This is a genomic window from Nocardia sp. GCM10030253, assembly GCF_042675075.1.
GTDB lineage: Bacteria > Actinomycetota > Actinomycetes > Mycobacteriales > Mycobacteriaceae > Nocardia.
Genome location: NZ_JBHTDL010000007.1, coordinates 389,075 through 412,256, shown reverse-complemented (window position 1 = coordinate 412,256; position 23,182 = coordinate 389,075). Strand labels below are relative to the sequence as shown.

Annotated in this window: 20 protein-coding genes; 7 read left to right on the top strand and 13 right to left on the bottom strand. The window is 67.1% G+C overall.

Annotation, left to right across the window (positions count from 1 at the left end; translation table 11 throughout):
* The first annotated feature begins 94 nt into the window (after window positions 1-94).
* Window positions 95-757: a cutinase family protein gene (locus ACFQZZ_RS17900; RefSeq protein ID WP_378681494.1), complete on the top strand. Its 663-nt coding sequence runs from the start codon at window positions 95-97 to the stop codon at window positions 755-757.
* Window positions 758-1,107: 350 nt separating this feature from the next.
* Window positions 1,108-1,770 carry a cutinase family protein gene (locus ACFQZZ_RS17895; RefSeq protein WP_378681491.1) on the top strand — a complete coding sequence of 221 codons (663 nt, stop codon included), beginning with the start codon at window positions 1,108-1,110 and terminating at the stop codon, window positions 1,768-1,770.
* Window positions 1,771-1,864: 94 nt separating this feature from the next.
* Here ACFQZZ_RS17895 and ACFQZZ_RS17890 read toward each other — a convergent pair whose 3' ends face one another.
* Together ACFQZZ_RS17890 and ACFQZZ_RS17885 are read right to left on the bottom strand one after the other, a co-directional pair.
* Window positions 1,865-3,910 (bottom strand): SDR family oxidoreductase, encoded by a 2,046-nt coding sequence (locus tag ACFQZZ_RS17890; protein WP_378681489.1) that lies wholly within the window; start codon window positions 3,908-3,910, stop codon window positions 1,865-1,867.
* A 336-nt stretch (window positions 3,911-4,246) separates the two neighbouring features.
* Window positions 4,247-5,953: a bifunctional metallophosphatase/5'-nucleotidase gene (locus tag ACFQZZ_RS17885; protein ID WP_378681486.1), complete on the bottom strand. Its 1,707-nt coding sequence runs from the start codon at window positions 5,951-5,953 to the stop codon at window positions 4,247-4,249.
* Between the two features lie 73 nt (window positions 5,954-6,026).
* Between ACFQZZ_RS17885 and ACFQZZ_RS17880 the strand changes: the two genes are divergently transcribed.
* The 3 genes from ACFQZZ_RS17880 (at window position 6,027) to ACFQZZ_RS17870 (ending at window position 7,599) form a co-directional block, all read left to right on the top strand.
* The gene (locus ACFQZZ_RS17880; protein WP_378681483.1) at window positions 6,027-6,299 is read left to right on the top strand and encodes a hypothetical protein; all 273 of its coding nucleotides are present in this window, start codon (window positions 6,027-6,029) and stop codon (window positions 6,297-6,299) included.
* A complete protein-coding gene (locus ACFQZZ_RS17875) occupies window positions 6,296-6,703 on the top strand; it encodes a hypothetical protein (protein WP_378681480.1) in 408 nt (135 codons plus the stop codon). The genes ACFQZZ_RS17880 and ACFQZZ_RS17875 overlap by 4 nt, the downstream gene beginning before the upstream one ends.
* A gap of 173 nt (window positions 6,704-6,876) precedes the next feature.
* Window positions 6,877-7,599, top strand: a complete 723-nt coding sequence (locus tag ACFQZZ_RS17870) for a GAF and ANTAR domain-containing protein (protein ID WP_378681477.1) — start codon at window positions 6,877-6,879, stop codon at window positions 7,597-7,599.
* 16 nt (window positions 7,600-7,615) lie between these two features.
* On the opposite strand, the gene ACFQZZ_RS17865 is transcribed toward ACFQZZ_RS17870, so the two are convergent.
* Window positions 7,616-8,431, bottom strand: a complete 816-nt coding sequence (locus ACFQZZ_RS17865; protein WP_378681474.1) for a GAF and ANTAR domain-containing protein — start codon at window positions 8,429-8,431, stop codon at window positions 7,616-7,618.
* 249 nt (window positions 8,432-8,680) lie between these two features.
* Between ACFQZZ_RS17865 and ACFQZZ_RS17860 the strand changes: the two genes are divergently transcribed.
* Complete coding sequence (locus tag ACFQZZ_RS17860) at window positions 8,681-9,382, top strand: ANTAR domain-containing protein (RefSeq protein ID WP_378681471.1); 702 nt, start codon at window positions 8,681-8,683, stop codon at window positions 9,380-9,382.
* A 255-nt stretch (window positions 9,383-9,637) separates the two neighbouring features.
* Complete coding sequence (locus ACFQZZ_RS17855) at window positions 9,638-10,219, top strand: sigma-70 family RNA polymerase sigma factor (RefSeq protein ID WP_378681468.1); 582 nt, start codon at window positions 9,638-9,640, stop codon at window positions 10,217-10,219.
* A gap of 28 nt (window positions 10,220-10,247) precedes the next feature.
* Here ACFQZZ_RS17855 and ACFQZZ_RS17850 read toward each other — a convergent pair whose 3' ends face one another.
* From ACFQZZ_RS17850 to ACFQZZ_RS17805, 10 genes are all read right to left on the bottom strand, one after another.
* The gene (locus ACFQZZ_RS17850; protein ID WP_378681465.1) at window positions 10,248-11,363 is read right to left on the bottom strand and encodes a glycosyltransferase; all 1,116 of its coding nucleotides are present in this window, start codon (window positions 11,361-11,363) and stop codon (window positions 10,248-10,250) included.
* A gap of 112 nt (window positions 11,364-11,475) precedes the next feature.
* Entirely contained in the window at window positions 11,476-12,843 is a 1,368-nt protein-coding gene (locus tag ACFQZZ_RS17845; RefSeq protein WP_378681462.1) for a glutamate-1-semialdehyde 2,1-aminomutase, read from the bottom strand.
* 81 nt (window positions 12,844-12,924) lie between these two features.
* Window positions 12,925-14,283 carry a GNAT family N-acetyltransferase gene (locus ACFQZZ_RS17840; protein WP_378681459.1) on the bottom strand — a complete coding sequence of 453 codons (1,359 nt, stop codon included), beginning with the start codon at window positions 14,281-14,283 and terminating at the stop codon, window positions 12,925-12,927.
* Window positions 14,284-14,286: 3 nt separating this feature from the next.
* Window positions 14,287-15,642 (bottom strand): glycosyl hydrolase family 28-related protein, encoded by a 1,356-nt coding sequence (locus ACFQZZ_RS17835; protein WP_378681456.1) that lies wholly within the window; start codon window positions 15,640-15,642, stop codon window positions 14,287-14,289.
* Window positions 15,643-15,644: 2 nt separating this feature from the next.
* Window positions 15,645-16,922, bottom strand: coding sequence for a cellulose synthase operon protein YhjQ/BcsQ (locus ACFQZZ_RS17830; RefSeq protein ID WP_378681453.1), 1,278 nt, complete (start codon window positions 16,920-16,922; stop codon window positions 15,645-15,647).
* A complete protein-coding gene (locus ACFQZZ_RS17825; RefSeq protein ID WP_378681450.1) occupies window positions 16,913-18,310 on the bottom strand; it encodes a hypothetical protein in 1,398 nt (465 codons plus the stop codon). The genes ACFQZZ_RS17830 and ACFQZZ_RS17825 overlap by 10 nt, the downstream gene beginning before the upstream one ends.
* Window positions 18,307-19,407, bottom strand: a complete 1,101-nt coding sequence (locus ACFQZZ_RS17820; protein ID WP_378681447.1) for a glycosyltransferase — start codon at window positions 19,405-19,407, stop codon at window positions 18,307-18,309. Before ACFQZZ_RS17820 ends, ACFQZZ_RS17825 begins: the two co-directional genes overlap by 4 nt.
* On the bottom strand, window positions 19,404-20,816 hold the full coding sequence (locus ACFQZZ_RS17815) for a lipopolysaccharide biosynthesis protein (RefSeq protein ID WP_378681444.1): 1,413 nt from the start codon (window positions 20,814-20,816) through the stop codon (window positions 19,404-19,406). Before ACFQZZ_RS17815 ends, ACFQZZ_RS17820 begins: the two co-directional genes overlap by 4 nt.
* Window positions 20,809-22,017: a glycosyltransferase family 4 protein gene (locus ACFQZZ_RS17810; protein ID WP_378681441.1), complete on the bottom strand. Its 1,209-nt coding sequence runs from the start codon at window positions 22,015-22,017 to the stop codon at window positions 20,809-20,811. Before ACFQZZ_RS17810 ends, ACFQZZ_RS17815 begins: the two co-directional genes overlap by 8 nt.
* On the bottom strand, window positions 22,014-23,129 hold the full coding sequence (locus tag ACFQZZ_RS17805; RefSeq protein WP_378681891.1) for a glycosyltransferase family 4 protein: 1,116 nt from the start codon (window positions 23,127-23,129) through the stop codon (window positions 22,014-22,016). Before ACFQZZ_RS17805 ends, ACFQZZ_RS17810 begins: the two co-directional genes overlap by 4 nt.
* Between the last annotated feature and the right edge of the window lie 53 nt (window positions 23,130-23,182).

Sequence of the window (23,182 nt, the reverse complement as noted above, 5' to 3'; positions counted from 1 at the left end):
CGGGTCCTTCTTACAATGGGGTATATAGCCGAGAGATTGTCACTGACAATCGTCAGAATCTCGGTTTCTCACAACGGCGTGAGAGGTGGTCACGATGGTCAACCGGAAGGTATCCCTGTTCGACAAGTGGGGTGCGACCCGGGCGGTGGCGGTGCTATTGCTCGCGGTCGGAGTCACGGTGACGACGAATCTAGGCGTGCAGGCATGGGCCGAGTCCTGTGCGGGCCTCGATGTGGTTGTTGCCAGGGGCACCCAGGAGGCTGGGTTCCTCGGCTCGATTGTCGGCGATCCGCTGTATGACACGCTCCTGCAAGCACTTCCGGTGAGTGTCAGCCCGTACCGCGTGAACTACACCGCGGACTTGCTCGATCCGGCCTCGCTCAGCCGCGGCACCCAGGACATGACAGACCACGTCATCCAGCAGTCCGCGAACTGCCCGGATCAGCGGTTCATCCTGGTCGGCTACTCGCAGGGCGCGGTCGTCGTGCACGGTGTGCTCGGCACCGGCATCGTGACCACCCTGCCCGGCATCTACCCGCTGCCCGGAGAACTGCAGTGGAAGGTGGCGGCGGTGCTGCTGTTCGGCGATCCGCTCCGGCTGATCGGGTGGAGTGTCCCCGGTCAATTCGCCGAGCGAACCGCGGATTACTGTGCGGGCGGCGATCCGGCGTGCGGTGGCGGAACTGATCCGACCGCACACGCGAACTACGGCTGGGCCATGTGGCCGGCTGCCGGGTTCGCGGCAAGCCAGGTGTAGAACCCCCCACCGGGAAATTCGCTCGGTGGCCGCAACACTCGTGCCGACGCGCGCGAATTCCTTGCGCTGGCGGGCAAACAGCGCATACACCTGACCGCGCGGGGGTACTCCCTCGATACAGCGGATCGCGCCCCTCGCGGATCTCGCGCACGGGCGTTTCACTCGCACAGCGGTTCTCGTCACTCGCGCGAGACCACGCAGGACACGATTGTGCGGTAACTCGGTATCGCTTGAGTCCGGTTGCTCGACGTCACCTCCGGTCGTTCTTACCATCGCGTATATAGCCGAGCAATTGTCACTGACAATCGTCAGAATCTCGGCTTCTCACAACGGCGTGAGAGGTGATCACGATGGTCAACCGGAAGGTATCCCTGTTCGAAAAGTGGCGTGCCACGCGGGCATTCGCTGTGCTAGTGCTCGCGGTCGGAGTCACGGCGACGACGAATCTAGGCACGCACGCATGGGCGGACGACTGTGCGGAGGTGGAAGTGGTCGTCGCCAGGGGAACCCACGAACCTGGGTTCCTCGGCTCGGTCGTCGGCGATCCGCTGTATGACACGCTCCTGCAAGCGCTTCCGGTGAGCGCGGGCGCGTACCGGGTGAACTACCCAGCGGACCTGCTCGACACGACGTCGCTGGCACGCGGCACCCACGACATGACCAACCACATCATCCATCAGTCCGCGGTCTGCCCGGATCAGCGGTTCATCCTGGTCGGCTATTCGCAGGGTGCGGCCGTCGTGCACGGTGTCCTCGGCACCGGCATCGTCACCACGCTGCCCGGCATTTTCCCGCTGCCCGGCGACCTGCAGTGGAAGGTGGCGGCGGTGCTGTTGTTCGGCGATCCGCTCCGGCTCATCGGCTGGAACGTCCCGGACCATTTCGGTTGGCGAACCGCGAATTACTGCGCGGGCGGTGATCCGGTGTGCGGCGGCGGATTTGATCCGACTCAGCATTCGAACTACGGATGGGCCCTGTGGCCTGCCGCTTGGTTCGCGGCGAGCCGGGTGTAAGCCCCACCGGGAAATCCGCGCGGCGGGACCGATGTCGAATCGGCCCCGCCGCCGGTGTGTTCAGGCCTTGCGAACCCCGGTGGCGCGGTAGTCGTTACCAGTGCAGGCCGGGGATCACCCTGGCTACCCGCGCGGCGGGACTCGGCAGCGCCATCAGCGGGAGCAGGACCGGTGCGAGGGCCAGTAGGGCACTGCGCTTGGGGGCTCGATCCGATGCGTGTTCGGCGGATTCGGTGATCGGCACGGCCGGGACCGTGGCGGGAACACCCTGTGCCGCATGGGATTCGCCGAACAGGCGGAAGCCCTGATGCATGATGGTGCGCTTGACCGTCGGCATCAGCAGTTCGACGGCCTGGGCGAAGGTGCCGACGGGGGTGTCGATGCGGTCGGGTCGGTCGGTCAGTGCCCGCACGACGATGGCGGCGGCCTGGTCCGGGTCGGGGACCGGGAGGGAGCGGTAGAGATCGGTGGGAGCGATCATCGCGGTGCGAACCAACGGCATCCGGACCGAGGTGAAAGTGATTCCGGCGTCGCGATTTTCGACGGCGGCGATCTCGCTGAAGTTGTCCAGTGCCGACTTGCTCGCCACGTAGGCGGCAAAGCGCGGGACCTTGGTCTGCACGGCGATCGAGGAGATATTGACGACGTGCCCGAAGCGCCGCGCCCGCATCGAGGGAAGTAGGGCGAGGATGAGGCGGACCGCGCCGAAGTAGTTGACCGCCATGGTCCGCTCGAAGTCGTGCATGCGATCGGTGGAATTGAGCACCGAGCGGCGGATCGAGCGCCCGGCATTGTTCACCAGATAGTCGACGTGACCGTGGTCGGCGAGCAGCGTGGGGACCAGTACATCGACGGCCTCGGAATCGGTGATGTCGCAAGGGTAGGCAAAAGCCGTACCACCTTCGGCGCGAATGGCGGTGGCCGCGGCGAGCAGGTCGTCACGGCCGCGGGCGACCATGAGGACTGTGGCGCCACGCCGGGCCACCGCATGGGCGGTGGCCAGCCCGATACCCGACGACGCGCCGGTGATCAGGATGGTGCGGCCGGTGAACGGGTCGGCGCTGCCGGCGACGTGATCGCGGTTCGGGTCCAGGTTCTCGCGCCAGTACGCCCACAGCCGCTCGGCGTAGCTGTCGAAGGACGGCACCGACAATTCGGTGCCGCGCAGGTGGGCGCGAGTGGAGTCGGAGATGAACTCAGCGGAGAAGGACGTGTGCGGCGCGACGGCGGCCGGAATTCCCAACTGCTCCAACAGGAAATCGCGGACCGCGGGAACGCCGGGGAGGTGGGCGAGCCCACTGAGCGCGAGCCCACTGCCCGGCACGGTGCCGATCCCGGTCGGAGCGCCCGCTGCCGTGGCCAGTGCCGCGTAGACCTCGCCGAAGGGCTGCGGTTCGGGGTTGACCAGGTGGAATGTGCGTCCATCCAAGCCGTTTCGGCGCACCAGCTCGACCATGGCGGCGGCGACGTAGTCGACCGGCACGATGTTCGTCGCGCCGAGATCGGGCAGCGGCATCGGCAGGTCGGTGGGCAGGGCACCCAGCTTGGCGATGGCCGGGAAGAAGTAGTAGGGACCGTCGATCTTGTCCATCTCACCGGTGCGGGAATCGCCGACCACGATGGCGGGCCGGTACACCCGCCAGCGCACGCCGCGCGACTCGCGCACGAGCTTTTCGGCCGCGAACTTGGTGCGGTGATAGGGCGAGGTCAGCTGCTGGCCGAGGTCGAAATCCTCCTCGAAGAACTTGCCCTTGTGATCACCCGCGACGGCCACCGAGGAGACGTGGTGCAGCACCGCGTCGAGCTCGCGGGCCAGCGCGAGCACCGAGCGGGTGCCCGCGACATTGGCCGCGTGTGCGGTGTCCTCGTCGGCGGTCATGTCGTAGACGGCGCCGAGGTGGATGACATGATCGGCCTGCGGCGCTTCCTTGCCGAGGCCGAGGCCGTGGGCGGTCAGATCGCCGAGCAGCGCGAAAACGCGCTCGCCGCCGTGCCAGCCCTCGGCGAGTTCGGTGAACTTCGCCATCGACGCGGCGCGCACCAGCACATGCACAATGGCGTCGGAATCCGCGTCCAGGAGTCCCTGAACGACCCGGCGCCCCAGAAAACCGGTACCGCCCGTCACGATGTAGGTAGCCATCGCATTCTCCTGCTCTTACTCGAACCATGTTGTCGGACAACGCTCATCCGGCATGCAGCAGTGAATGCGGACTTCGATGATTCGGCCCCCGAGTGATAGCGGTCGGGCCGGAGTAGAACACCTTCGTCCCTACTGGTGGGTAACTTTAGTGGGTCCACTGAGGCCCGGGCAAGCTGCTGAGCTCAGCGCGGGCTGTGGGGTTGGTCACCGTATGTGCAGGTCAAAGGGTATGTGTTACAGAGAATTCCAGTTACCCGAAGTAATGACTGGTCATTCGTCCAGATGGTTCGGCTGTGTGTGAGCGATCGCATAGGGGGATTGCTGATGCATTGCGCACTACCGCTTCTCGACCCGGGCGGGCGGTGCTTGCAGCGGTGGGCGGCTCTTCGCGTACGCCTCGAAGGCGTCGAGATCGATCGGGCCGACGGCCTTATCGGTGCCCTCGGTGAAGACGGTGAAGCCGTCGCCGCCCGAGGCGAGGAAGCTGTTCGTGGTGATCCGATAGGTGGCGACCTGATCGAGGGGTTGTCCCGCGATGCGGATGCTGTCGGCGACGATCTTGCTGCCCTTGGGGGCCGAGGCGACGTAGGTGTAAGTGAGGCCGGACGGGGACAGGACGGTGGGCTTGTTCGAGTTGTCCCATTGCTGTTCCAGGAGGCGTACCACCTGGCTGCCGGTGAGGGTGACCGTGACGACCTGATTGCCGAACGGTTGGACGGTGTAGATATCGCCGTAGGTGATCTCGCCGGATTTCAGGTCGGCGCGCACGCCGCCGGGGTTCATGAAGGCCGCCACCGCGGTGGCGGGTGCGGCCGCGGTGGCCGAGAGCATCGAGTCGGCGATGACATCGCCGAGCGGCGATTCGCCGGAAGTCACCGGTTCGTGCGTGAGGGTCTGCGCCGCCGTGGCGACCACCCGGGCCGCTCGGGGCTCGGCTTGCTCGGCATAGAAATTGATCAGGTCGGTGGTGGCCGAGTCCGGGGTGACCTCGCGGGTCACCACGCGGTTCACCGCCGAAGCCCGCACCTCGCCTGCGCCGAATTTCAAGGTGATGTCGGTGATCAGCCGACCGTAGGAGGCGGCTTGGGTGACCACCTTGCCCTCGATCGTGCATACATACGGTTGGTGGGTGTGCCCGGTGACCAGCGCCTGAACCGCGGGGTCGGTGCGGGTGGCCAGCGCGGTGACCTCGGGAGAGATGTTCGCGCAGCCGTTGTAGTCGACGGTGGCCTCCGGCGCCGTCTTCTGGATGCCGCCATCGTGCACCAGCGCCACGATGGTCTCGGCGCCCGCTGCCTTCATCTCGGGCACGTAGGTGTTGATCGCGGCGACCTCGTCGCCGAACGTGTAACCCCGAATACCTTCGGGGAAAACGATATTCGCGGTATCCGGGGTGACCGTACCGACAACGCCGATCCGATGACCGCCGACCTCGAGCATGGCCCACGGGCGTAGCGCGGGCGGCAACTTGCCCTGGGCGTCGGTGACATTCGCCGCCAGGTACGGGAATTTCGCCCCGGTGAACGGCGCGCCGGGCGAACAGCCGTCGAGGGCGCAGCCGCCCTGCTGAACGCGCGTCAATTCGATGACACCGTCATCGAATTCGTGATTCCCCACCGCGGAGGCGGTCAACCCGACGGAATTCAGGAAGGACACCGTTGGCTCATCGTGGAACAGGCCCGACATCAGCGGACTCGCCCCGATGTTGTCACCCGCCGCGACAACGGCACTGGCCGGATAGGCCTTCTTCAACCGCGCCAGATGCGTGGCAAGGTAGGCGGCCCCACCCGCTTCGTATCCGGCGATCTTTCCGCTCGACCCGGCCGGCGGCTGAAGGTTGCCGTGTAGATCGTTCAGCCCGAACAGGTGCACCTCGTCGGCGCTCGCGCTCCGTAGGTCGTCGGTCGAGATCAGCGGAATGACGCCGGACACGGTACTGGCGGTCGGGCCGCTGCTCTGTTCCGAGCGGGCGCCGCAACCTGCCACCAGCATGACGCTCACGAACCCGGCAATGACGACGGCGATGCGGCGGTGCGCTCTCATGACCGAGACTTTCCCACGTCGCGGCCGGTTATGCACCCGCTCCGGACCGGCCATATCCGAGTACACTTCCGATATGGCGAGAGAGCGCAGAACTCGGAAGGTGACGGTCACAGTCCCCGAGGAAATCGCCGTGACCCTGGACAAATGGCGCGAGGGCGGGCGGATCGAGTCGGTCTCCCAGTTCGTCGCCGAGTCGGTTCAGCAGCGCATGGACCGCGCGCAGTCGGTCGCCACCATCGAGCGCGTCTACGGTGGCAAGCCGCCGCTGGAAATGATCAATCACGGGCGCGGCCTATTGGGCTTACCGCCCCTGACCGAGGATGAGTACGCGGCCGGCGCCGCGTGAGCCCCGCAACCCTGACCGGAGTCGTCCTGGACCTCGGCGCGGTCCTCGGTTGGTGCCGTCGTGATCCCTATCCGCACGCAATTGCGTGGGCCACAGCAGGATCCGGCAATACGATCGTCGTTCCGGCCGCCGTGCTGTCCGCGGCGAGGGCGCTGGTGCCCGCCGATCAGCTGGATATCCTCGCGGCACTGCTCGGCATGCCGCATACCGTGGTTCCAGTGCTGGACCTGGGCATCGCCGCCGACGTCGGCGTCTTGCTGACCGGGCATCCCGACGCCGACACCCTCGTTTCGGCGGCGCACGCCGTGCACGAAGCCGTCTCCCGGAATTGGTCGGTGCTGACCGACCGCGCGATGGTGCTGCAACGGCTGCACGCGGAAGTCCAGGCCGACACCATTCCCTAGACAGTCCGTCGACTCACCCTTCGGTGCGCGGGCCCTTCGACCCTGGTGTGGAGGGCTGTCGTTTCGTATTCTTGCGGTGCATCGGGGGGTCCATTGCCGGAAGCGTGACGAATACCAGAAGAAGGAAGCCGTCGAAATCGCAGTGGGGGCAATGGTTGTGAGTAGTTCGTAGGATGAGTGTGGCGCAGTTCGATCACTTGACCGATGAGTTCCTTTCGGCGCTGTCGATCCGCGGCGACGGGGTCACCGCGCTGTGTGATGCGTGCGTGCGGGTCTTGCCGGTGCGCCGCGCCGCGATCCTCATGCGGGAGCGCGATGCGGGGCTGCAACCGTGGTGTGCGAGTGACGGTGTCGCCGTCTTGGTCGAGACGGTGCAGACCACGGTCGGCCAGGGTCCGGCGGTGGAGGCCGTCACCGAGGGGGTCCCGGTATTGCTGGCCGATCTGGCGGCGAGCGGCGAGCGCTGGCCCGGTTTCGCCGAGGAGCTCGCTCGCATCGAAAGAGTCGGGCACCCGAGGATTTCCGGCTCGATGCTCGCCGTGCCGCTGCAATTGGGTGCGGTTCGGTTCGGTGCGCTCGATCTCTACGGTGCGTATCCCGGGCTGCCGCGACCGGCGATGATCTCGGCGGGGCTGCACGTCGCCGATCTGGTGATTGCGCAGTTGGTCGCGGGCTCGCCGCAACCGGGTCATGGCGTCGAGCGGTGGCGCGATCAGCCGTTGACGAGCGGCCTGATCCACCAAGCGGCCGGAATGGTGATCGCGCAGTTGGACATTCGCGCGCCGGATGCCTACGCACGGCTGCGCGCCTATGCCTTCGCGCACGGGATGTCGCTGGCCGAAGTGGCCGAGCTGGTCGTCGACAACCGGGTCCGATTCGACACCGACTACGACTGAACGCTCGCCTGGTGGGTCAGTCCGGTGGTTCGATCCCGACGTCGGCGGTGTCGATACGGCCGTCGACGATGTCGGCGGCGAGGTCGGCGAGGCGCACGCCGGTAGCGCGGGCATGTCCGCGCATGCGCTGGAAGGCCCGGTCCATATCGGAGCTGTCACGCTCGGCCAGAACACCTTTCGCCTGATCGATGGCGATGCGATTGTTCAAGACCGCGGGTAGTTGCGCATAGACCGTGCCGACTTGGGCCAGGACAATGTAGTGCGCGATGCCGATGCCTGCGAGGTCGGCGAGGACCTGCCCGACACCGATGTCGGCGTCGTCGAGCGCGGCGGTCGAGGCGCCGAAGATCGCGAGGGCGCCGATGCAGTCGCGTTGCAGCCGCAGCGGCAGGGCATACGCCGACCGGTAGCCCGCGGCCAGCGCGCAACGACCGAACTCCGGCGATTCATGCGCGGTGCCGCCGAGATCGTCCAGGGCGGCGGGACTCATGCCGCGATAGGCCTGAGCGCTCGGGCCGTCGACAGCTCCGAGTTGCAATAGATCCAGCAGCTCCTGCCGTTCGGCGCTGGCGGCGAGGATGCGTAGATCCCCGCGCTGATCGGCAAGCAGCAGGCCTGCGTCGGCGGCGTCGGTCGAATCGAGGCAGGCCTCCAGCAGTTGCTGGGATAGCTCGATCACGTCGAATTCGCCGGCAAGGTTGCCGACCGATCGGATCAGCGACCGCAATAGCGTCGAAACTCTGAGGTTGCCAGTGTTTTCCGGGTGCTTCGCCGAATGTGGCTGCGGCTCTCCGGGTTCCGGATGTCGCCGATCACCGAACGCGGGTCCCATGGCAGTCTCCCGGAGTCGACACATTTACGCGGAGAAATTTCAGCGAAAATACCCCTGACCGTGCACGACGCTGTGTCCGGTCGGGGTCGATCCTGCCGTCCATGGTTACATCCGGGCACCGGGCGTGTCGACCCACCGATTGTGCACGAGACCAACGGAATTCGTCGGCATGGCCATACCATGGAATTGTCGGCGAGTGCGGCGCTGGACTCGGCAGGACGACCTGTTTTCGCATACGGGGTGGTGCGGGTGTCTGATAGCGAGGTGCTGGTAGCGGCTGTGTCGCGGCTCGCGGACGTGTTGGGTCCGTTCGGTGAGACCTCGCGGATGGTCCAGCAGCTGATGGACAGTGCCACCGACGTGCTGGATCTGGCGGGCTGCACCGTGACACTGGCGCCGGACGGGCAGGAGAGGTTCACCGCGGCGATGCCCGAAGCCCTGATGGATGTCGAGCTGTGCCAGCACAGCAGCGAACGCGGCCCGAGCGTGGAGGTCTTGCGGCGGGGTGAACCCATCGCGGTCACTGAGATCGGCAGTTGCCGTGCGCTGTGGCCGGAATTCTGCTCCGAGGCGGTCAGGCAAGGGGTTTCGGCGGTGGCGGAGATACCGATGCGGCTGGGCGAGACCAAGGTGGGTGTGCTCGGCATGTACGCGCGCGAACCGCGGCACTGGACCGAACGAGACCTTTCGGTAGGTGGGTTGCTCGCCAGCATGGCGACCGGGCACATCGTCAATTCGACTGTCATCCGCCGCCAGGAACAGTTGACCAGGCAGTTGACGCACGCGCTTGATACCCGGATCATCGTCGAGCAGGCCAAGGGTGTGCTCGCCAATGCCGGGCGGATGACACCCGATGCCGCCTACGAGCTGATCCGTGCCCATGCGCGGACCAACCGCGTGCCGGTGCACGCGGTTGCCAAAGCCATCGTAGAACTCGGACTGCGGATCTGACTCCGCCCCAGCTATTCTCGGCATTCACCGCATCCACCAATTCGCGGCGGCACCTCCATTAGGACCGGTAGTCTGGCGAACGGTGGATCCACGCCCCTGCCCTCGGCCGGATTCGTTTACCGCACAGCACCGTCCATGCCCTCGACGGAGTGCTTCGACGTATCAATTTCTTGTCGTATCACTGTTTGTCAGGGGGCAGTCGTGACCTTGCTCGTTTCGCAGCGGTCCAGCCGAATTCCAGCCGTCGGATCACATGTGGATCGACCCGTTCGCGGGCTGGTGAAAACCGAATCCGACGGTACCGATGCAGAATTGGTGCACCGTATCGGCAATGGCGATCGTGACGCATTTGCGCAGTTGTATCGCCGTACTCGAAACCTGGTATTTCAGCGAGTGCTCGCAATAGTCCGGGACCCGGGATATGCCGAAGAAACCTGCCAGGATGTCTATCTGGAGGTGTGGCGCTGTGCGGTGAGCTTCGACGAAAATCGCGGGTCGGCAATGACGTGGTTGCGAATGCTGGCTCATCGGCAAGCCGTTGACCGCGTGCGGCACGAGCGTGCGACCGTCGACCACAATCACGCATGGGGCACTCGCGCCTATCAGCCGCCGATCGATGTGGTCGCCGAGGAAACCCTGCGCAACCACGACCGCGACGCCGTCCGGCAGAGCCTGACCGGCCTGAGCTCGCTGCAGCGCGAATCCATCACGCTCGCCTACTATCGCGGCCTCAGCTATCCCCAGGTAGCCGCCTGCCTCGGCATCGGACTACCCGCCGCGAAGTCCAGGATCCGTTCCGCCCTCCAACACCTTCGAACCGACCTCTCCGAGGAGTAGCGCGCAGTCGGGCGCAGTGTCACCACTGTCACGACGGATTCGTGACGGCGGCGACCGTTTCGGCGATCCTGGCGCGGAAGGCGCTGGGGGAGAAGGACATTGCGTGGTCACGGATCGCGGCCGGGTGGTAAGCGGTCGGGTCGAAGGCGCGCATCGCCTCGGCCATGCCTTCGATGACGTGCTCGTCGGTGCCGTGGTCGATGTACGCACCGGTGACGCCGGGACGGACGGTGTCCAACGCGCCGCCCTGTCCGACGGCGAGAACCGGTGTGCCGCAGGCCATTGCCTCGACCGGGACGATTCCGAAGTCCTCGATGCCCGGCATAAGCAGGGCGTTGCAGCGCCGGTAGGTGTCGAGCAGGACATCGAAGGAGGTGGCGCCGAGGAAGGTGGTTTCGGGGCCCGCGATGGCATCGAGTTGGGTGCGGAAACGGCCGTCGCCGAGGATGACGAGGCGGACCCCCGCACGTTGTGCGGCGCGGATGGCGAGATCGGGGCGCTTGTAGGGGACCAGACGGCCCGCGAACAGGAAGAAGTCGCCACGGGGGAGCGCGGGATCCGGGGTGAACTGCTCGACCTGCACCGGTGGGTTGATCACCGTGGCGGGCAGCCCCCACCAGTCCTGAACGCGGTCGGCGACGGCGTGTGAGTTGGCGATGATGTGGGTGAGGTGCGGCGCCGCGCGCAGTTCAGCGCGGCGGGCGAGTTGACCGAGCGCCGTGAGGGCCACCTGACCGGCTCGACCGCCCGCCTCCTTGGCACGGAAGTCGGCGTCCCATGCCCAGCGGGCCGGGCTGTGGATATAGCCGATTGTCGGTGCGTCCGTGGCGAATACGGCTTGGGTGGCGAAGGAGTGGTGACTGATGAGGACCGCGTCGAACTGGCCGCGCAGCGGCAGCCTGCGCAAGGTTCGGGGTACGAGAGGCAGCAGCGGTGCGTGCGAGCGGCCACCGGTCGCGGCGTAGGCGCGGCTCAGCCAGGTGTCGTGCACCGTTTTCAGCGGCGGACGAACACCGTCGGGGTCGACGATCGGCGCGAATACTTCTGCGTGGGGCCAGGTTTCGACGAATTCGCCGATAACGGCCTCGGAGCCGCCGAACTCGGTGAAACGTTCGTGCACGATCGCTATACGAGGCTCGTTCATGCGGTCACCGACTCGGCGACACGTGCGGGGTGGCCGTCGGCACTGCGGCGATGGTTCATTCGACTTCCTGTCGGAGCAACGGGGCCGGTCCGCGGCGGACCGAGAAGCGGATTCATGTCGGGTCGACCCGGCGGGGCTCCGCGTGTCGGCGCAGTGCGGGCGCGACCGGGCGGCCTTCGAGCAGCCCGTCGACGCACCCCTGTTCGATCGCCTTGCGATACACCGCTGCCGCCTCGCGGCAGGCGTCGATGGTGTGGGCGATGTCGGCATCGGTGTGGGCGGCAGAGGTGACGAAGGATTGCCCGAGGACGCCACGTTCGAGGAGTTCCTGCAGGAATAGCGTGCGGAACTCTTGAGAGGGGCGGCCTTCGGGATCGCGGGTCGCGAAGATCAGGCAGGAGGGGCGGCCGAGAACCTGGAGGTAGTCGGCGATGCCGAGTTCGGCGGCGACCGCATTGACGCCGTCTGCGAGCAGTTGCCCGGCGTGTTCCATGCGAGCGACAGGGTCGCCGGTGGCGTACTCGTGAACGACCGCGCGGAAGGCGGCCAACGAGCTCGATTCCGGACCGTGCGTAGTGGACAGCAGGAACACGCGATCGCGGTCGGTGCGCAGCCCACCCAGTTCCATGAACTCCCGTTTGCCCGCCAGCGCCGAGATGGGGAAGCCGTTGCCCATGGCCTTGCCCCAGCACGACAGGTCGGGGCGGATTCCGTACACCGCTTGCGCGCCACCGGCCGACCAGCGGAATCCGGTGATCATCTCGTCGAAGATGAGCAGCGTGCCGTAGCGATCGCACAGGTCGCGAACGCCCGCCAGGAAGCCGGGCTCCGGTTCGGCGAGCGCGGTGGCCGCCTCCATGACGACGGCGGCAACCGCGCCGGTGTCCAGCACGGCGGCGAGGGAGGGCAGGTCGTTGTAGCGGAACTTCATGGTGCCCGCGGCCGCGTCGACCGGGATGCCGCTGTCCATCGGAGTGGTCCCGATGAACCAGTCGTCCACCGAGAAGAAGGGCTGATCGCACATCGCGATGACGGTGCGCCCGGTGGCCGCACGGGCCAACCGTACCGCGGCCGTGGTCGCGTCCGAGCCGTTCTTCGCGAATTTGACCATGTCCGCGCCCGGCACCAGGGTCAGGAAGTCTTGTGCGGCAAGCAGTTCCAGCTCGGTCGGGCGGCTGAAGCTGACGCCGTCGGCGATCGCCGCGGTGACGGCATCCAGCACCGGGCGGTATCCGTGCCCGAGGGTGACCGAACGCAGTCCCATCCCGTATTCGACATACCAGTTGCCGTCGGCATCCCACACCCTGGCGCCGCTGCCTCGGACCAGGATCGGCGCCATGAACTCGGGATACTGATCGGCGCCGCGCGCATAGGTGTGCGCACCGCCGGGGACGAGGTCGTGCAGGCGGGATTGGAGTTCGTTGCTGCGGGCGAAGGGTCGGCGATCGGCCGACGGGTCGCTACCCGAGACATGGACCATGATCGGCTCCCGATGAGTCGTGAGGCACGCGCACAGAAAGCCGTCGGCACGAATCTGTTTGCGCGCGATGGAATCTCCGAATCACTGTACGTCCGGTTCGGAGACTTGTCCTCGCGAGGACTGGTCGGTCGGTGTAGTTACCGCCCACAGGTCGTGGTCGGCGCGGCGGCCGGAGGCGCCGACGTAGGAGTGCATCCGGCCCTCGCGGATCATCCCGACGCGGGCGGCGACTTCGGCGGCGTTCGGATCGTCGAGTTCGATGGCCGTTTCGATCCGGCACAGGCCGAGTTCGGCGAAGGCGTAATCGAGCAGCAGTTGTGTCGCCGCCAGCCGGTTCTTTTCATCGCAGGAGGTGTCGGTCCAGACGAACATCTTGGCGTTGCGGTCGAACATATCGAGATCGAACAGCCTGCATTCGCCGCCGTACTCGCCGTCCACCTCGATCGCCAGCACCAGTCCCGTCGTGGAATGCAACCCTGTTCGGGCGCGCAGCAATTCGCGCCACCACCGGAAGCGGGAGTGCTCGCCCGCCCAGGCGGCATCCGATTCGCCCGGCCGCGGGTCGAGTCGGTCGCGGCTGTGCAATCGCGCCGCGCACCACTGCGCCCAGTCCGCACGCCTGCGGCTACGCAGCACCAGGGCCGGATGCTCGGCCTCGGTGAGCCGGATCGGTTTCGGTGTCCGAAGCGGATCCAGCATGTGCAACGTCCGCCCCGCGTAATACCGGGCGGTGGCGACGAGCACAGTGGTTGCCGGAATCGGTGCGTCGCCGGAGGTGCTCGGCGCGGCCGGTGTCGTTACGGCCGGACGCTCGGTGTCGTAGCGTTCGATCCAGCGTGCCGTGAAGCCGTTCGGCGGGACCGACTCCCGAGTGATCGCCCACAATTCGTGGTCGCGTCGGGCACCGCCGACGTCGAAATATCGCGTCATCATCGCCTCGCGCTGGAAGCCCATGAGCGCGGCACCGCGAGAGGTGGCGATATTCGCGGGCGAGATCGGGGCGGTGAGGCGTTGCAGGCCCGCCACATCGAAGGCGAAATCCAGAACCAGCGACGCCGCGAGTCCACCGAAACCGTGCCTGGCCAGGTCGGCATCCACCCAGAGTCCCATTTCGGCGGATCCGGTGTCGGTTTCGATCGAGACGAGCTCGATCTGCCCGGCGAAGCGGCCGTCGACGTCGATCACCGTGGACAGCCGCCGACCCGCGCGTGCCTGCGCGCGGACCATGAGACATTCACGGACCCACTGCTTCCCGCTGTGCCGCGCGGCCCAGTCCAGCGGTGAACTCGACCAGAACGGCTCGATGCAGCGCCGGTCGCGCAATCGGATCCGCCGCCACTGCGCGTAGTCCCCGATCCGGGGCGGCCGTAGCACGACCGGGACGCCGTGCAGGATGGCCGGGCCGAGTCGGATTCCGGAAAACCGTGGGTGATCGGTCACAGCTCACTCCCGGGGTCGCTGACTGCCGAGCGAGGTCGTTTTCATCGCACCGTCGGTAGCTACCGAGAGCCGCCAGTAGCCGCCTGCCGGATCCTTGAGCACGATCCCGCTCTCTGGATGATCGGAAAGCCACGCGCCACTGGATAGTACGGCGGAGCGCACGGCTCCGTCGGCGGTCTGGGCCTGGAAGATATCGGTATCGCCGCGGCCAGCCCTGCCGATGATCGTTCCGGTGAACCGGGGTGAGTGCACGCTGTTGCGACCCATGACGTGCCAGGCGTCCGGGAACATCGCCGGGCTGAGTTCATCGGTGGAACTGGAGATCAGGTTGATGGCGGTGCCTTCGGGGCAGCCCGCGGGGTCGATGCGCAGCTCGGTAGGCGGCTTGTCCAGGTCGGCGTCGAACTGCACGTTGGCGAGGTAGGGCTGACGGCAGTAGACCAAGTCCACGCCGACCGAGCGTGCGGCGACCTTGCAATTGGTCATGCCGAATTGGGCAGGTCCGCCACGATCACGCTGACCGACCGACACCGCGATGTCCGCACCCTCGAACCAGATATTGGTCAGCCACCAGTCGTTGGCCGCGCCGTCGATGGCGATGTGCTTGTCGGTGGTGCGCGGGTCGTTGTCCGAAACGAATTCGACGTTCGTCATGGCCAGTCCGGCGTTGTGGTCGCTGCCGGTGCCGAGCACCCCGATGTAGTTGCTGGTGAGCTTGGAGGAGGTGACGTAGTTCTGGATGCATGACGTGACGATGCCGACGCCGAAATTATTGATGTCGCAGTTGATGAAGGCGGTGCCGCCGGTGTTGTGTTCCAGGACGACGCCGCGCTGCTCCAGAAAGCGCGGGTGGTTGTCGCTGAGATGGTTGCCGCGGATCACCACCGCGTCGAACGAACAACGAAAGCACTCCGAGAGCACGACGGCCGTGGAGCGCGCCCCCGTCATGAAAATTCCGAGGCGGGCGAATCGGACCCGATTGCGCCTGCGCAGGTTGATCAGTGTGGTGTCCGTGTCGCAGACCACGATCGACACGTCCGCACCGTCACCGAGAATCGTTGCGTAATCATGCATTTCGGGCCACGACCGCACCATGTAGTGACCGGCGGGCAGGTACAGCACGAGCGCCGTATCGCCGACCGCGGCCGCCGCCGCGAACGCGGCGGTGTCGTCCGCGACGCCGTCACCGACCGCACCGAAGTCACGGACATTGCGCGCCGCGGGTGCGTCGGTGACATTCGGTGAGCGGTAGGGCGTGCTGGGCGCCTCGGGCGAGGCGCACGCCGCGAGCGGAAGTGCGGCGGCGGCACCGAGCGATGCGGCTAGCAGTCGTCGCCGACGGACGGCGTCCTCGGGCATCCCTACGGCCTCCCCATCAGTCGCTGCAGCCGGCTGCTCGGAACGCTGTGGGCCACCACGCCGGTGAGCTTACTGTCGCCGAAGGTGGCGAGTGCGCCACGCACCTGCGCGGAGGAAGTGGTTCCGAGCTGGACGACCGCGAGCGTCTGTTCGCACAGCGGGGCGAGCGCAATGGCGTCGGCCGCGTGGGTGATCGGGGCCGCCTGCACGATGACGTGATCGAAGTCGGTACGCAGCTTGGCCAAGACCGCCGCGAATCGCTGGGAGGCGAGCAGATCGGAGGTCTGCGGGTCGGCGTCGCCGAGCGGCAGCACTGTGACGCCGGTCTGCTGCCACCAGGTCAGCGCGTCGGGGACCTGGGCCGAGCCGCGCAGCACGCGGGCCAACCCAGGAGATTGCTCCGACGAGTACGGCTGCATGCGACCCGCATTGGACGTATCGGCATCGATGAGCACCACATGGCGGCCGGTGTCGGCGAACGACTTCGCCAGTGCCATGGTGACATCCGACTCCGACCTGGCCGACAGGCTGGTCAGCATGACCGTGGCCGCGTCGCCGTTGCGCAGCAGTCGGGTACGCAGCCTCCGGGTTTCGTCGTCGGCGCCGGGGCGGCCGGCATCGATGATGGCGAGGATGGGCACCGGCAGCACGGCTTCGAGATCGTTGGACGTGCGCAGCGTGCGGTCGGTGCGATCACGGACATAGGCGGCCAGGCAGCCGAGGCCGAGGCCGGCGAGCACGCCGAGCACGAGCAGCCGCGTGGTCTGCGGACCGGTCGGCCCGGTGGGCAGCTCGGCGCGGTCGATCACCTCGACCCGCGCGGCGGGCGCGGCGCCGACCTCGATGGTTTCGAGTTCGCCGATGAGGCGGCGGAATTGGGCGACCACCGTGTTGGCGATATCGCGCGCCCGCGTCGGGGTGCTGTCGCTGACCGAAATAATGATCATCGTGGTCGCGGGCGGCGAAGTAGCGGTGATCTTGTCCTGGAGATCACCGATGGACATCTTCAGACTGAGATCGTCGATGGTGCGCTTGGCCAGCGTGGCGCTGTTGGCGAGATCGACATAGGAGCGCACGCGCTGCTGCGCGGCCAGGCCGCCCTGATACGAGTCGTTCACGGAGGTTCCGGTGGCCATCGTGACATACATGCTGCTGGAGGCCACATAGGTGGTCGGCAGGCTCTGTGCGTATCCCGTTGCTGCGAGGCCGCACAGCAGCAGCGCACCGGCAATGATCAGCCAGCGCCTGCGCGCGATATGCCAGTAGTCGATCAATCCCATTGCCCGGATCCTCTTTTCCCGATGAATACTGGTATTGCTTGGGGCGGCGCGAGCGGCGACGGCCCGGCCAGGGCGCGTCGCCGATACTCTTTGACCACCAGATAGATGAGCCATGCGAGCACGGCGGACTGCAGGAACTTGCCGAGCACTTCCATGCTGCCCAGGATTCCGCGCTCGAACAGCGCGGAGGCGCCGGTCAGGGCCAGGCCGAGCACCACGATCGGGAAGTAGTGGGAGTGCAGCGCCTTGGCCCACCCCAGCAGCAACAGGAAGGTGAAGGCGACCGACACCACCACACCGACGTAACCGCCGATGACATAGCCCTCGTTGACATTTCCCTCGGCCAGCGACACCGAGACCCTGGTCATGTCCACCGAGGCGCCGCGCACGTCGTTGGCCCACGCGGTGCCGGACTGGAACTTCTCCGTGCCGAGCAACTGGGCGGGAATCAGACTCAGTGTGGCGTGCCGGACGACCTCCTCCGGCGCAACCCAGAAGCCGGGTCCGTGAAAGTAGGCGTCGGTGGCGGCTTCGAGCAGGTCGAAGCGGCGCAGGATGCTGAGAAACGGCTGGACAATCGGCGGGTAGCCCGAATTGGCCAGCGCCGACTCGCTTTTCGCGAATTCCGTGGACTTGAACGATTGCAGCCAGCCGAAGCCGCCGATGCCGAGGACCGCGATCACCATGACGCCGACGGCCTTGGCCCTGGTCCACCCGACGATCGCGAAGCGGACCGCCACCGCGAGCGCGGCGCCGAGAATCGGGGTCTTGGACTCGGTGACCACGGTCCACCCCAGCTCCATGACAAGCAGCCCGCCCAGCAGCAGCACCGTCGTCGCCTGCCGCGCGGGCCTGGCGAAGATGATCAGCCCGAGTGCGGCGACCGTGCCGAGGATGGCGACGAAGTTGAGAATCGGGTTGGCGCTGTCGACGTCACCCGCCTTGCCGGTGGCGCCCGCGGCCATGGTGGCCGCCCGCCCGAGCACGCCGACGGCATAGATGGCGGTGAGCGCCGGAATGAAATCCGGGTCGGCGACGATCGCGGGCTCACGCGCGACGCCGAGTGTCGAGGACCGCCGACGCGACCAGATCGCATACCCGACAATGAGCGCCGCGTATACCCACAGGCCGAACACGACGTGGTGCAGGACCAGCGCGATGCTGTCGTCGTAACCGTATTCGGCCAGGCGCGGATCGGGCACGTTGTCGCCGTAGTGCGGGTCGGGTTGCACCCACAGCAGAACAACAGGGCGTGCGACATACGACAGCGACCAGAAGGCGGCCTGCGCGATCACGAATACCCGTGCGATACCGGGGATCCAGGCTGCCGCGACCACAAGGGTCGCCAGCGCGCAGGCGATCAGCGCGATCTCGGTATAGGCACTCACGACTGTGCCTCGTCGGGACGGCGCGCCGTGTTACCTGGAAACGCGGTGTCGTCCGCAGGCACAGTGTCACCCGCAGGCGTGGCGGCCGTGGGTTGTTCGAGCGCGGCGATGATTTCGCGGGCGCGGTCGACATACCGGTGACCGTCGCCGACGATCCGCCGGTATCCGGCCTCGGCGACGGCGGCCGCCCGTTCCGGATGGGTCGCGCACCAGGTCAAGATCTCGTGCAGCTCCGCAGGTTCGGTGAACAGAAAGCACTCGACGGTGTCGCGCAGCAACTCGGCGTGCTCGTCGGTGCGCTGGCCGACGAAGAGCCCGCCTGCGGCGGGTACTTCGAAACTGCGGCAGGTGTGGGTATCGCGATTGTCCGAGTTGAGCAGTACCAAGTTGGCGGTGACATCGGCGATCACCGCCGAATAGTGCTGCCCATACACCGGTCCGGCCACCACCGCGCGGGTGGCGTGCAGTTCCGGGACCCGACGCCAGCCCGGACCGCGGACCAGCATCCGGTCACCGTAGGTGCGGGCGAGTGCGACCATGTCGTCGCGACGGTCTGGACGGCAGACGCCGATGAACCCGACGAGGAACTGTCGCGCGCCGCGCCGAGCGGCCGGATGATGCCAGGCCGGGTCGTAGGCGCTGCGCACGAAGGTCACCGCGCGGGCACCACGCTCGCGCAGCTCGGCGACGTTGTGCTGTTTGGTGGTGACGATCAGGTCCCATTCGGATTCGTGCGCGAGATATTCGGGGCTGATGTTCTCGGAGTTGGCGACGTCGTCGGGGCTGTAGTGCACATGCAGTCGGGCCGGTGTGTCCAGCAGCCGCCGCTGGTCGAGGTGCACCGATTTGAAGGCGAACAGCACGTCCGGCCGGAAATCGGCGGCGGCGCGGTCTATCTCGGCATGCACCTGCTCGACGGCCCACGGCGCGCGCCGGTGCGTGGCCTTGGCGTAGAGCCACGGCGGCGACAGCCGGGTCGGCAGTGTGACCGGGGTGGAGTCGATCACGACGACCTCGTGTCCGGCCTGCCGGAACCCATCGGCCAGCGAGCGGGCATTACTGCCGACCCAGTCGTCGCCGACATACAGGATTTTCACGAGCGTCTCTCCTCACGCATCAGCACGACCGCGGGACTTCCCGCGGCGGACAGTGCGCGCTCGCGGACGATGAGGGTGCGGATGCGCGCGAGATACCAGAGCGCGACCGTCCATTCGACGATCACACTGCCGTAGACCAGCGTCCACACCGAGTGCGTGCGGAAGGCGATGACCAAGGCGATGGCCGCCACACAGGTTCCGAGGATCGCGCCGATCAGCACGCCGGTGGTGTCCTGGCGCACCGGCAGCACGGCGGTGGTGATGAAGGAGGTGATGGTGGTGGCGGGCAGCATGAAGACCTCGACGCGCAACAGTCCGACCGCCGAGGCGAACTCGTCACCGAAGACCAGATGGATCAGCATAGGAGCGGCCAGCCATACCGCGACGACGGCGAGGCAGGCCGCGCACACGCAGGCCGACAGTGCCTGCAGCGCGCGCCGCCAGAATCCGGCCTCGGCGCTGCGCTTCGCCATCCGCGGCAGCAATGCGAAACCGATGGGGTCGAGCGTGGACTGGATGGCACGCACCAGCCGGTCGCCCGCGGAATACAGGCCGAGCGAGACCGCGTCCAGGACCGCGGCATACACTGCGGCGGCGCCCTGCCCGTAGGTGGTGACCAACAGCCGTGAGGCGAAAACCGGCGCACCTGTGCGCAGTACCTCGCGGAAGTGCCGTGGCCGCGACGGCGGGCCGAACGTCCGCAGCGAGTCCCACCAGGTCAGTATCACGGTGGGAATGGACGAAACGAGCAGGCACAGCATCGCGATCTCCGCGCTGGGAATCCGCGGCAGCACCACGACGAGCAGCACGAGATAACCCACCCGGCCGACCGCTTGATACGCGGTGGACGAGCCGAACCTGCCCTGCCCGATCAGCAGCCAGTCCTCGGAGACCGACCAGAATCCGCCCGCGAAAAGCCCGAGCAGCAGCATCTCCACTTGCTCCGACGCGCCTGCCGCCAGGCTGATCAGCAGGGCGGCACCGATAAGCCCGAGGATCGCCGATCGGATGGCGAGGTAATCGCCGCGCAGTTGGTTGATGTTCGCGGTGCGATCGCGGTCGTGCGAATCATGGACGCGCGCGGCCAGGAACGAGGTGATGCCGAGGTCGACGAGCAGCGATCCGATGAAGTACGACGACATGCCGATCGCGAGCAGGCCGAGGCCGTGGGCGCCGAGGACCCGGGCGATCAGCGGCACCGTCACCAGCGTGATGACGTACTGCCCGTACTTGCCGAAGGTGACGAGCCCGATATCGCGCAGCACCGCGACAATGCCCTGCGAGCGGTGCGCGCCGCCACCGTCGCGGCCACGGCCGCCGTCGTGCTTGCGGTGGGCGCCGCCGGTGGTCGATGGCGGCCGTTGGCCCGGCGGCGGGGGATGGCCCGCGGCGTGTTTGCGCTCAGACATGCGGGTTCCGTTCGACACGCGGAGTCTGTCCTCCCGGATCCGGGTGTTTCGCAGTGCCGGTGCGTCGGGCGAAAGTGTCGAGGAAATCGGCGACGGTGTGTGCCGATGCCTCGATATCGAAGTGTCGGGCGCGGACCCGGCCCGCGGCGGCCAAGCGAGTGCGCAATGCGGGATCCTCGATGAGAGTGTCCAGCGCGGCGGTGAGTTGGTGTGCGTCGCCGCCATCCACGAGCAGCCCGCTGACGCCAGGCTCGACGATTTCGGCGGGGCCACCCGGACCTGCGGCGATAACCGCGCAGCCCGCGTGCATACCCTCCACGACGACCTGGCCGAACGGCTCGGGCAGGACCGAGCAGTGCACCAGGATATCCGCGTCGCGCAGATGGGTATTCGGGTCCTCCACGTGTCCGGTGAAGGTCACGGGCAGCGCGAGGTCGCGCGCGAGGCGCTCCAATTCGGCACGGTAGGGCTCTTCGTCGAAGAAGGTGCCACCGACCAGAAAGATCCGGTGCGGGCGTACTTTCGCGGCGGCTGCGGCGCGCAGCAGTACGTCCTGGCCTTTCCACGGGCTGAGCCTGCCGACGACGGCAACCACCGTTTCCTCGGGCATGCGCTGGTCGGCGCGCTGCCGAGGGTCGGCGTCGGTGTCGAATTCGACGCCGGGGTAGGCGACGATCGCGGGGCTGCAGCCGGCGCGCAGTGTCGCCAATGTTGTTTTGCTATTAGCGATGTAGCCGCGGGCGACCAGTCGTCCGAGGGCTTGCAGGACGAGAGTCGGCACCCGGCCGAAGTAGTCGACGGCGATCCGGTCGTGCACCTGCCAGACGAGCGGAATGCCGGCGCGGCGCGCGGCGACCGCGCCCATCACCAGTGCCTTGCTGCTCTCGGCGACCAGCACCTCGGCGCGCACCTGTTTCGCGGTGGCGCCGAGCGTCCAGCCAAGGCGCAGCAGCGCGAGGAACCCGGCGAGCAGCCGGAGCGGGCCGGATCCGATGGTCATGGCACGGCTGTCGAATCCGCTTCGCAGCACCCGGGTCTCGATCCCGCGCGCCCGCATGCGCTCGACCATCGGGCCATCCTCCGTGAATATCGCCGTGACCTCGGTGCGCCCGAGCTCGCGCAGTGCCGACAGCAGTCGCATGGTGGCGAGTTCGGCACCGGACGGTGCGGCGGTGTGCGCGAGGAAGAGGGCTTTGGTCATTGCCTTAATTCCTCGTACATCGTCAAATGTCGCTCCGCTGTGACATCCCACGAGAAAGTTTCTGCGTGCGAGCGACATTCGGCAGGGGAGGGTAGGATGCCGCGCAATGCGGCGGCGATCCGCTCGCCGAGTGCGTCGGCATCACCCGCCCGCACGATCAGCGAAGGGTCGAGCCCACGTACCGAATCCGGGAGTCCGCCACAATCGGTGACGATGGGCGCGCGGCCTGCCGCGAGCGATTCCAACGCGATCAGGCCGAATCCTTCCAGCGCGATAGTGGGGACGACGGTCAGTTCGGCCTGCTCGTAGAGCTCGGTGAGTCGGGTGTCGTCGATGTGCCCGGCGAAGACTATAGATTCAGCCGCCTTGCTGTCCATCGCAGCGGCCTGATCGCGCAATTCCCGCTCCGCCGTCCCGGTTCCGACGAGCACGAGACGGGCATCGGGATGCTGGTCGAGGACCTCTGGCCAGCAGCGCAGCAGATTGTCGATGCCCATGCGGCGTTCCAGCCTGCGCACGCACAGGACGGTGCGCTGCGCTGCGCTGACCGCGGATTGATCGGCGGCGGACGGAATCGGTGTCGCGCGGAAACGGCTGAGATCGACACCCGGCGGGATGACCGCGATTCGCTCCGCGGGCACCCGATAGTCGGTGCTGAGCACGTCGCGAAAATGGTTGGACAGCACGACGAATCGGTCCGCTCCGGCATACCGCAGGCGTTCGACCAGGTATTTTGCCCGCGCGCCGAGTTCGCTCTGACCGGTGAGCCTGCTTTCGGCCGCCCACGGACCGTGAAAGTGCACAACCAGCGGTATCCGCCCGCGGCGATCGATCGCCGCGGGTCCGTAGAGACAGAAGTGCCGGTCGAGCACCGTCGCTCGGCGCAATTCGGTGCGGTCGAGGAATGCCGTGCGCGCGCGATGCAGGGTCGATCCGCCGAGCGGGCCCCAGGACCGGGCTCCGGGCAGGCCCGCGGCGGGGTCCGCGGACACCGCGCCGAAGGCGGCGGCGGACACCGCGACATTAGGCTGTCGGGTGAGTGCGTCGAACAGGTCGGTGAAGTACCGATTGAGTCCGCCCGGCGCAGCGGCGAACCACTCGGACCCGGTCATATGTACGCGGAGCGGCCCAGTCGGTGCCGTCACCGTTGCCCCCTGTTGCTGGC

What these genes read in the sequence shown, in the direction of transcription:
- ACFQZZ_RS17890 (WP_378681489.1), bottom strand. Translation starts at nt 3,910, where the DNA reads ATGGCTACCTACATCGTGACGGGCGGTACCGGTTTTCTGGGGCGCCGG.
- ACFQZZ_RS17870 (WP_378681477.1), top strand. Translation starts at nt 6,877, where the DNA reads ATGAGTGTGGCGCAGTTCGATCACTTGACCGATGAGTTCCTTTCGGCG.
- ACFQZZ_RS17845 (WP_378681462.1), bottom strand. Translation starts at nt 12,843, where the DNA reads ATGGTCCATGTCTCGGGTAGCGACCCGTCGGCCGATCGCCGACCCTTC.
- ACFQZZ_RS17865 (WP_378681474.1), bottom strand. Translation starts at nt 8,431, where the DNA reads ATGGGACCCGCGTTCGGTGATCGGCGACATCCGGAACCCGGAGAGCCG.
- ACFQZZ_RS17830 (WP_378681453.1), bottom strand. Translation starts at nt 16,922, where the DNA reads ATGGGATTGATCGACTACTGGCATATCGCGCGCAGGCGCTGGCTGATC.
- ACFQZZ_RS17895 (WP_378681491.1), top strand. Translation starts at nt 1,108, where the DNA reads ATGGTCAACCGGAAGGTATCCCTGTTCGAAAAGTGGCGTGCCACGCGG.
- ACFQZZ_RS17835 (WP_378681456.1), bottom strand. Translation starts at nt 15,642, where the DNA reads ATGCCCGAGGACGCCGTCCGTCGGCGACGACTGCTAGCCGCATCGCTC.
- ACFQZZ_RS17885 (WP_378681486.1), bottom strand. Translation starts at nt 5,953, where the DNA reads ATGAGAGCGCACCGCCGCATCGCCGTCGTCATTGCCGGGTTCGTGAGC.
- ACFQZZ_RS17900 (WP_378681494.1), top strand. Translation starts at nt 95, where the DNA reads ATGGTCAACCGGAAGGTATCCCTGTTCGACAAGTGGGGTGCGACCCGG.
- ACFQZZ_RS17810 (WP_378681441.1), bottom strand. Translation starts at nt 22,017, where the DNA reads ATGACCAAAGCCCTCTTCCTCGCGCACACCGCCGCACCGTCCGGTGCC.
- ACFQZZ_RS17815 (WP_378681444.1), bottom strand. Translation starts at nt 20,816, where the DNA reads ATGTCTGAGCGCAAACACGCCGCGGGCCATCCCCCGCCGCCGGGCCAA.
- ACFQZZ_RS17880 (WP_378681483.1), top strand. Translation starts at nt 6,027, where the DNA reads ATGGCGAGAGAGCGCAGAACTCGGAAGGTGACGGTCACAGTCCCCGAG.
- ACFQZZ_RS17850 (WP_378681465.1), bottom strand. Translation starts at nt 11,363, where the DNA reads ATGAACGAGCCTCGTATAGCGATCGTGCACGAACGTTTCACCGAGTTC.
- ACFQZZ_RS17805 (WP_378681891.1), bottom strand. Translation starts at nt 23,129, where the DNA reads ATGACCGGGTCCGAGTGGTTCGCCGCTGCGCCGGGCGGACTCAATCGG.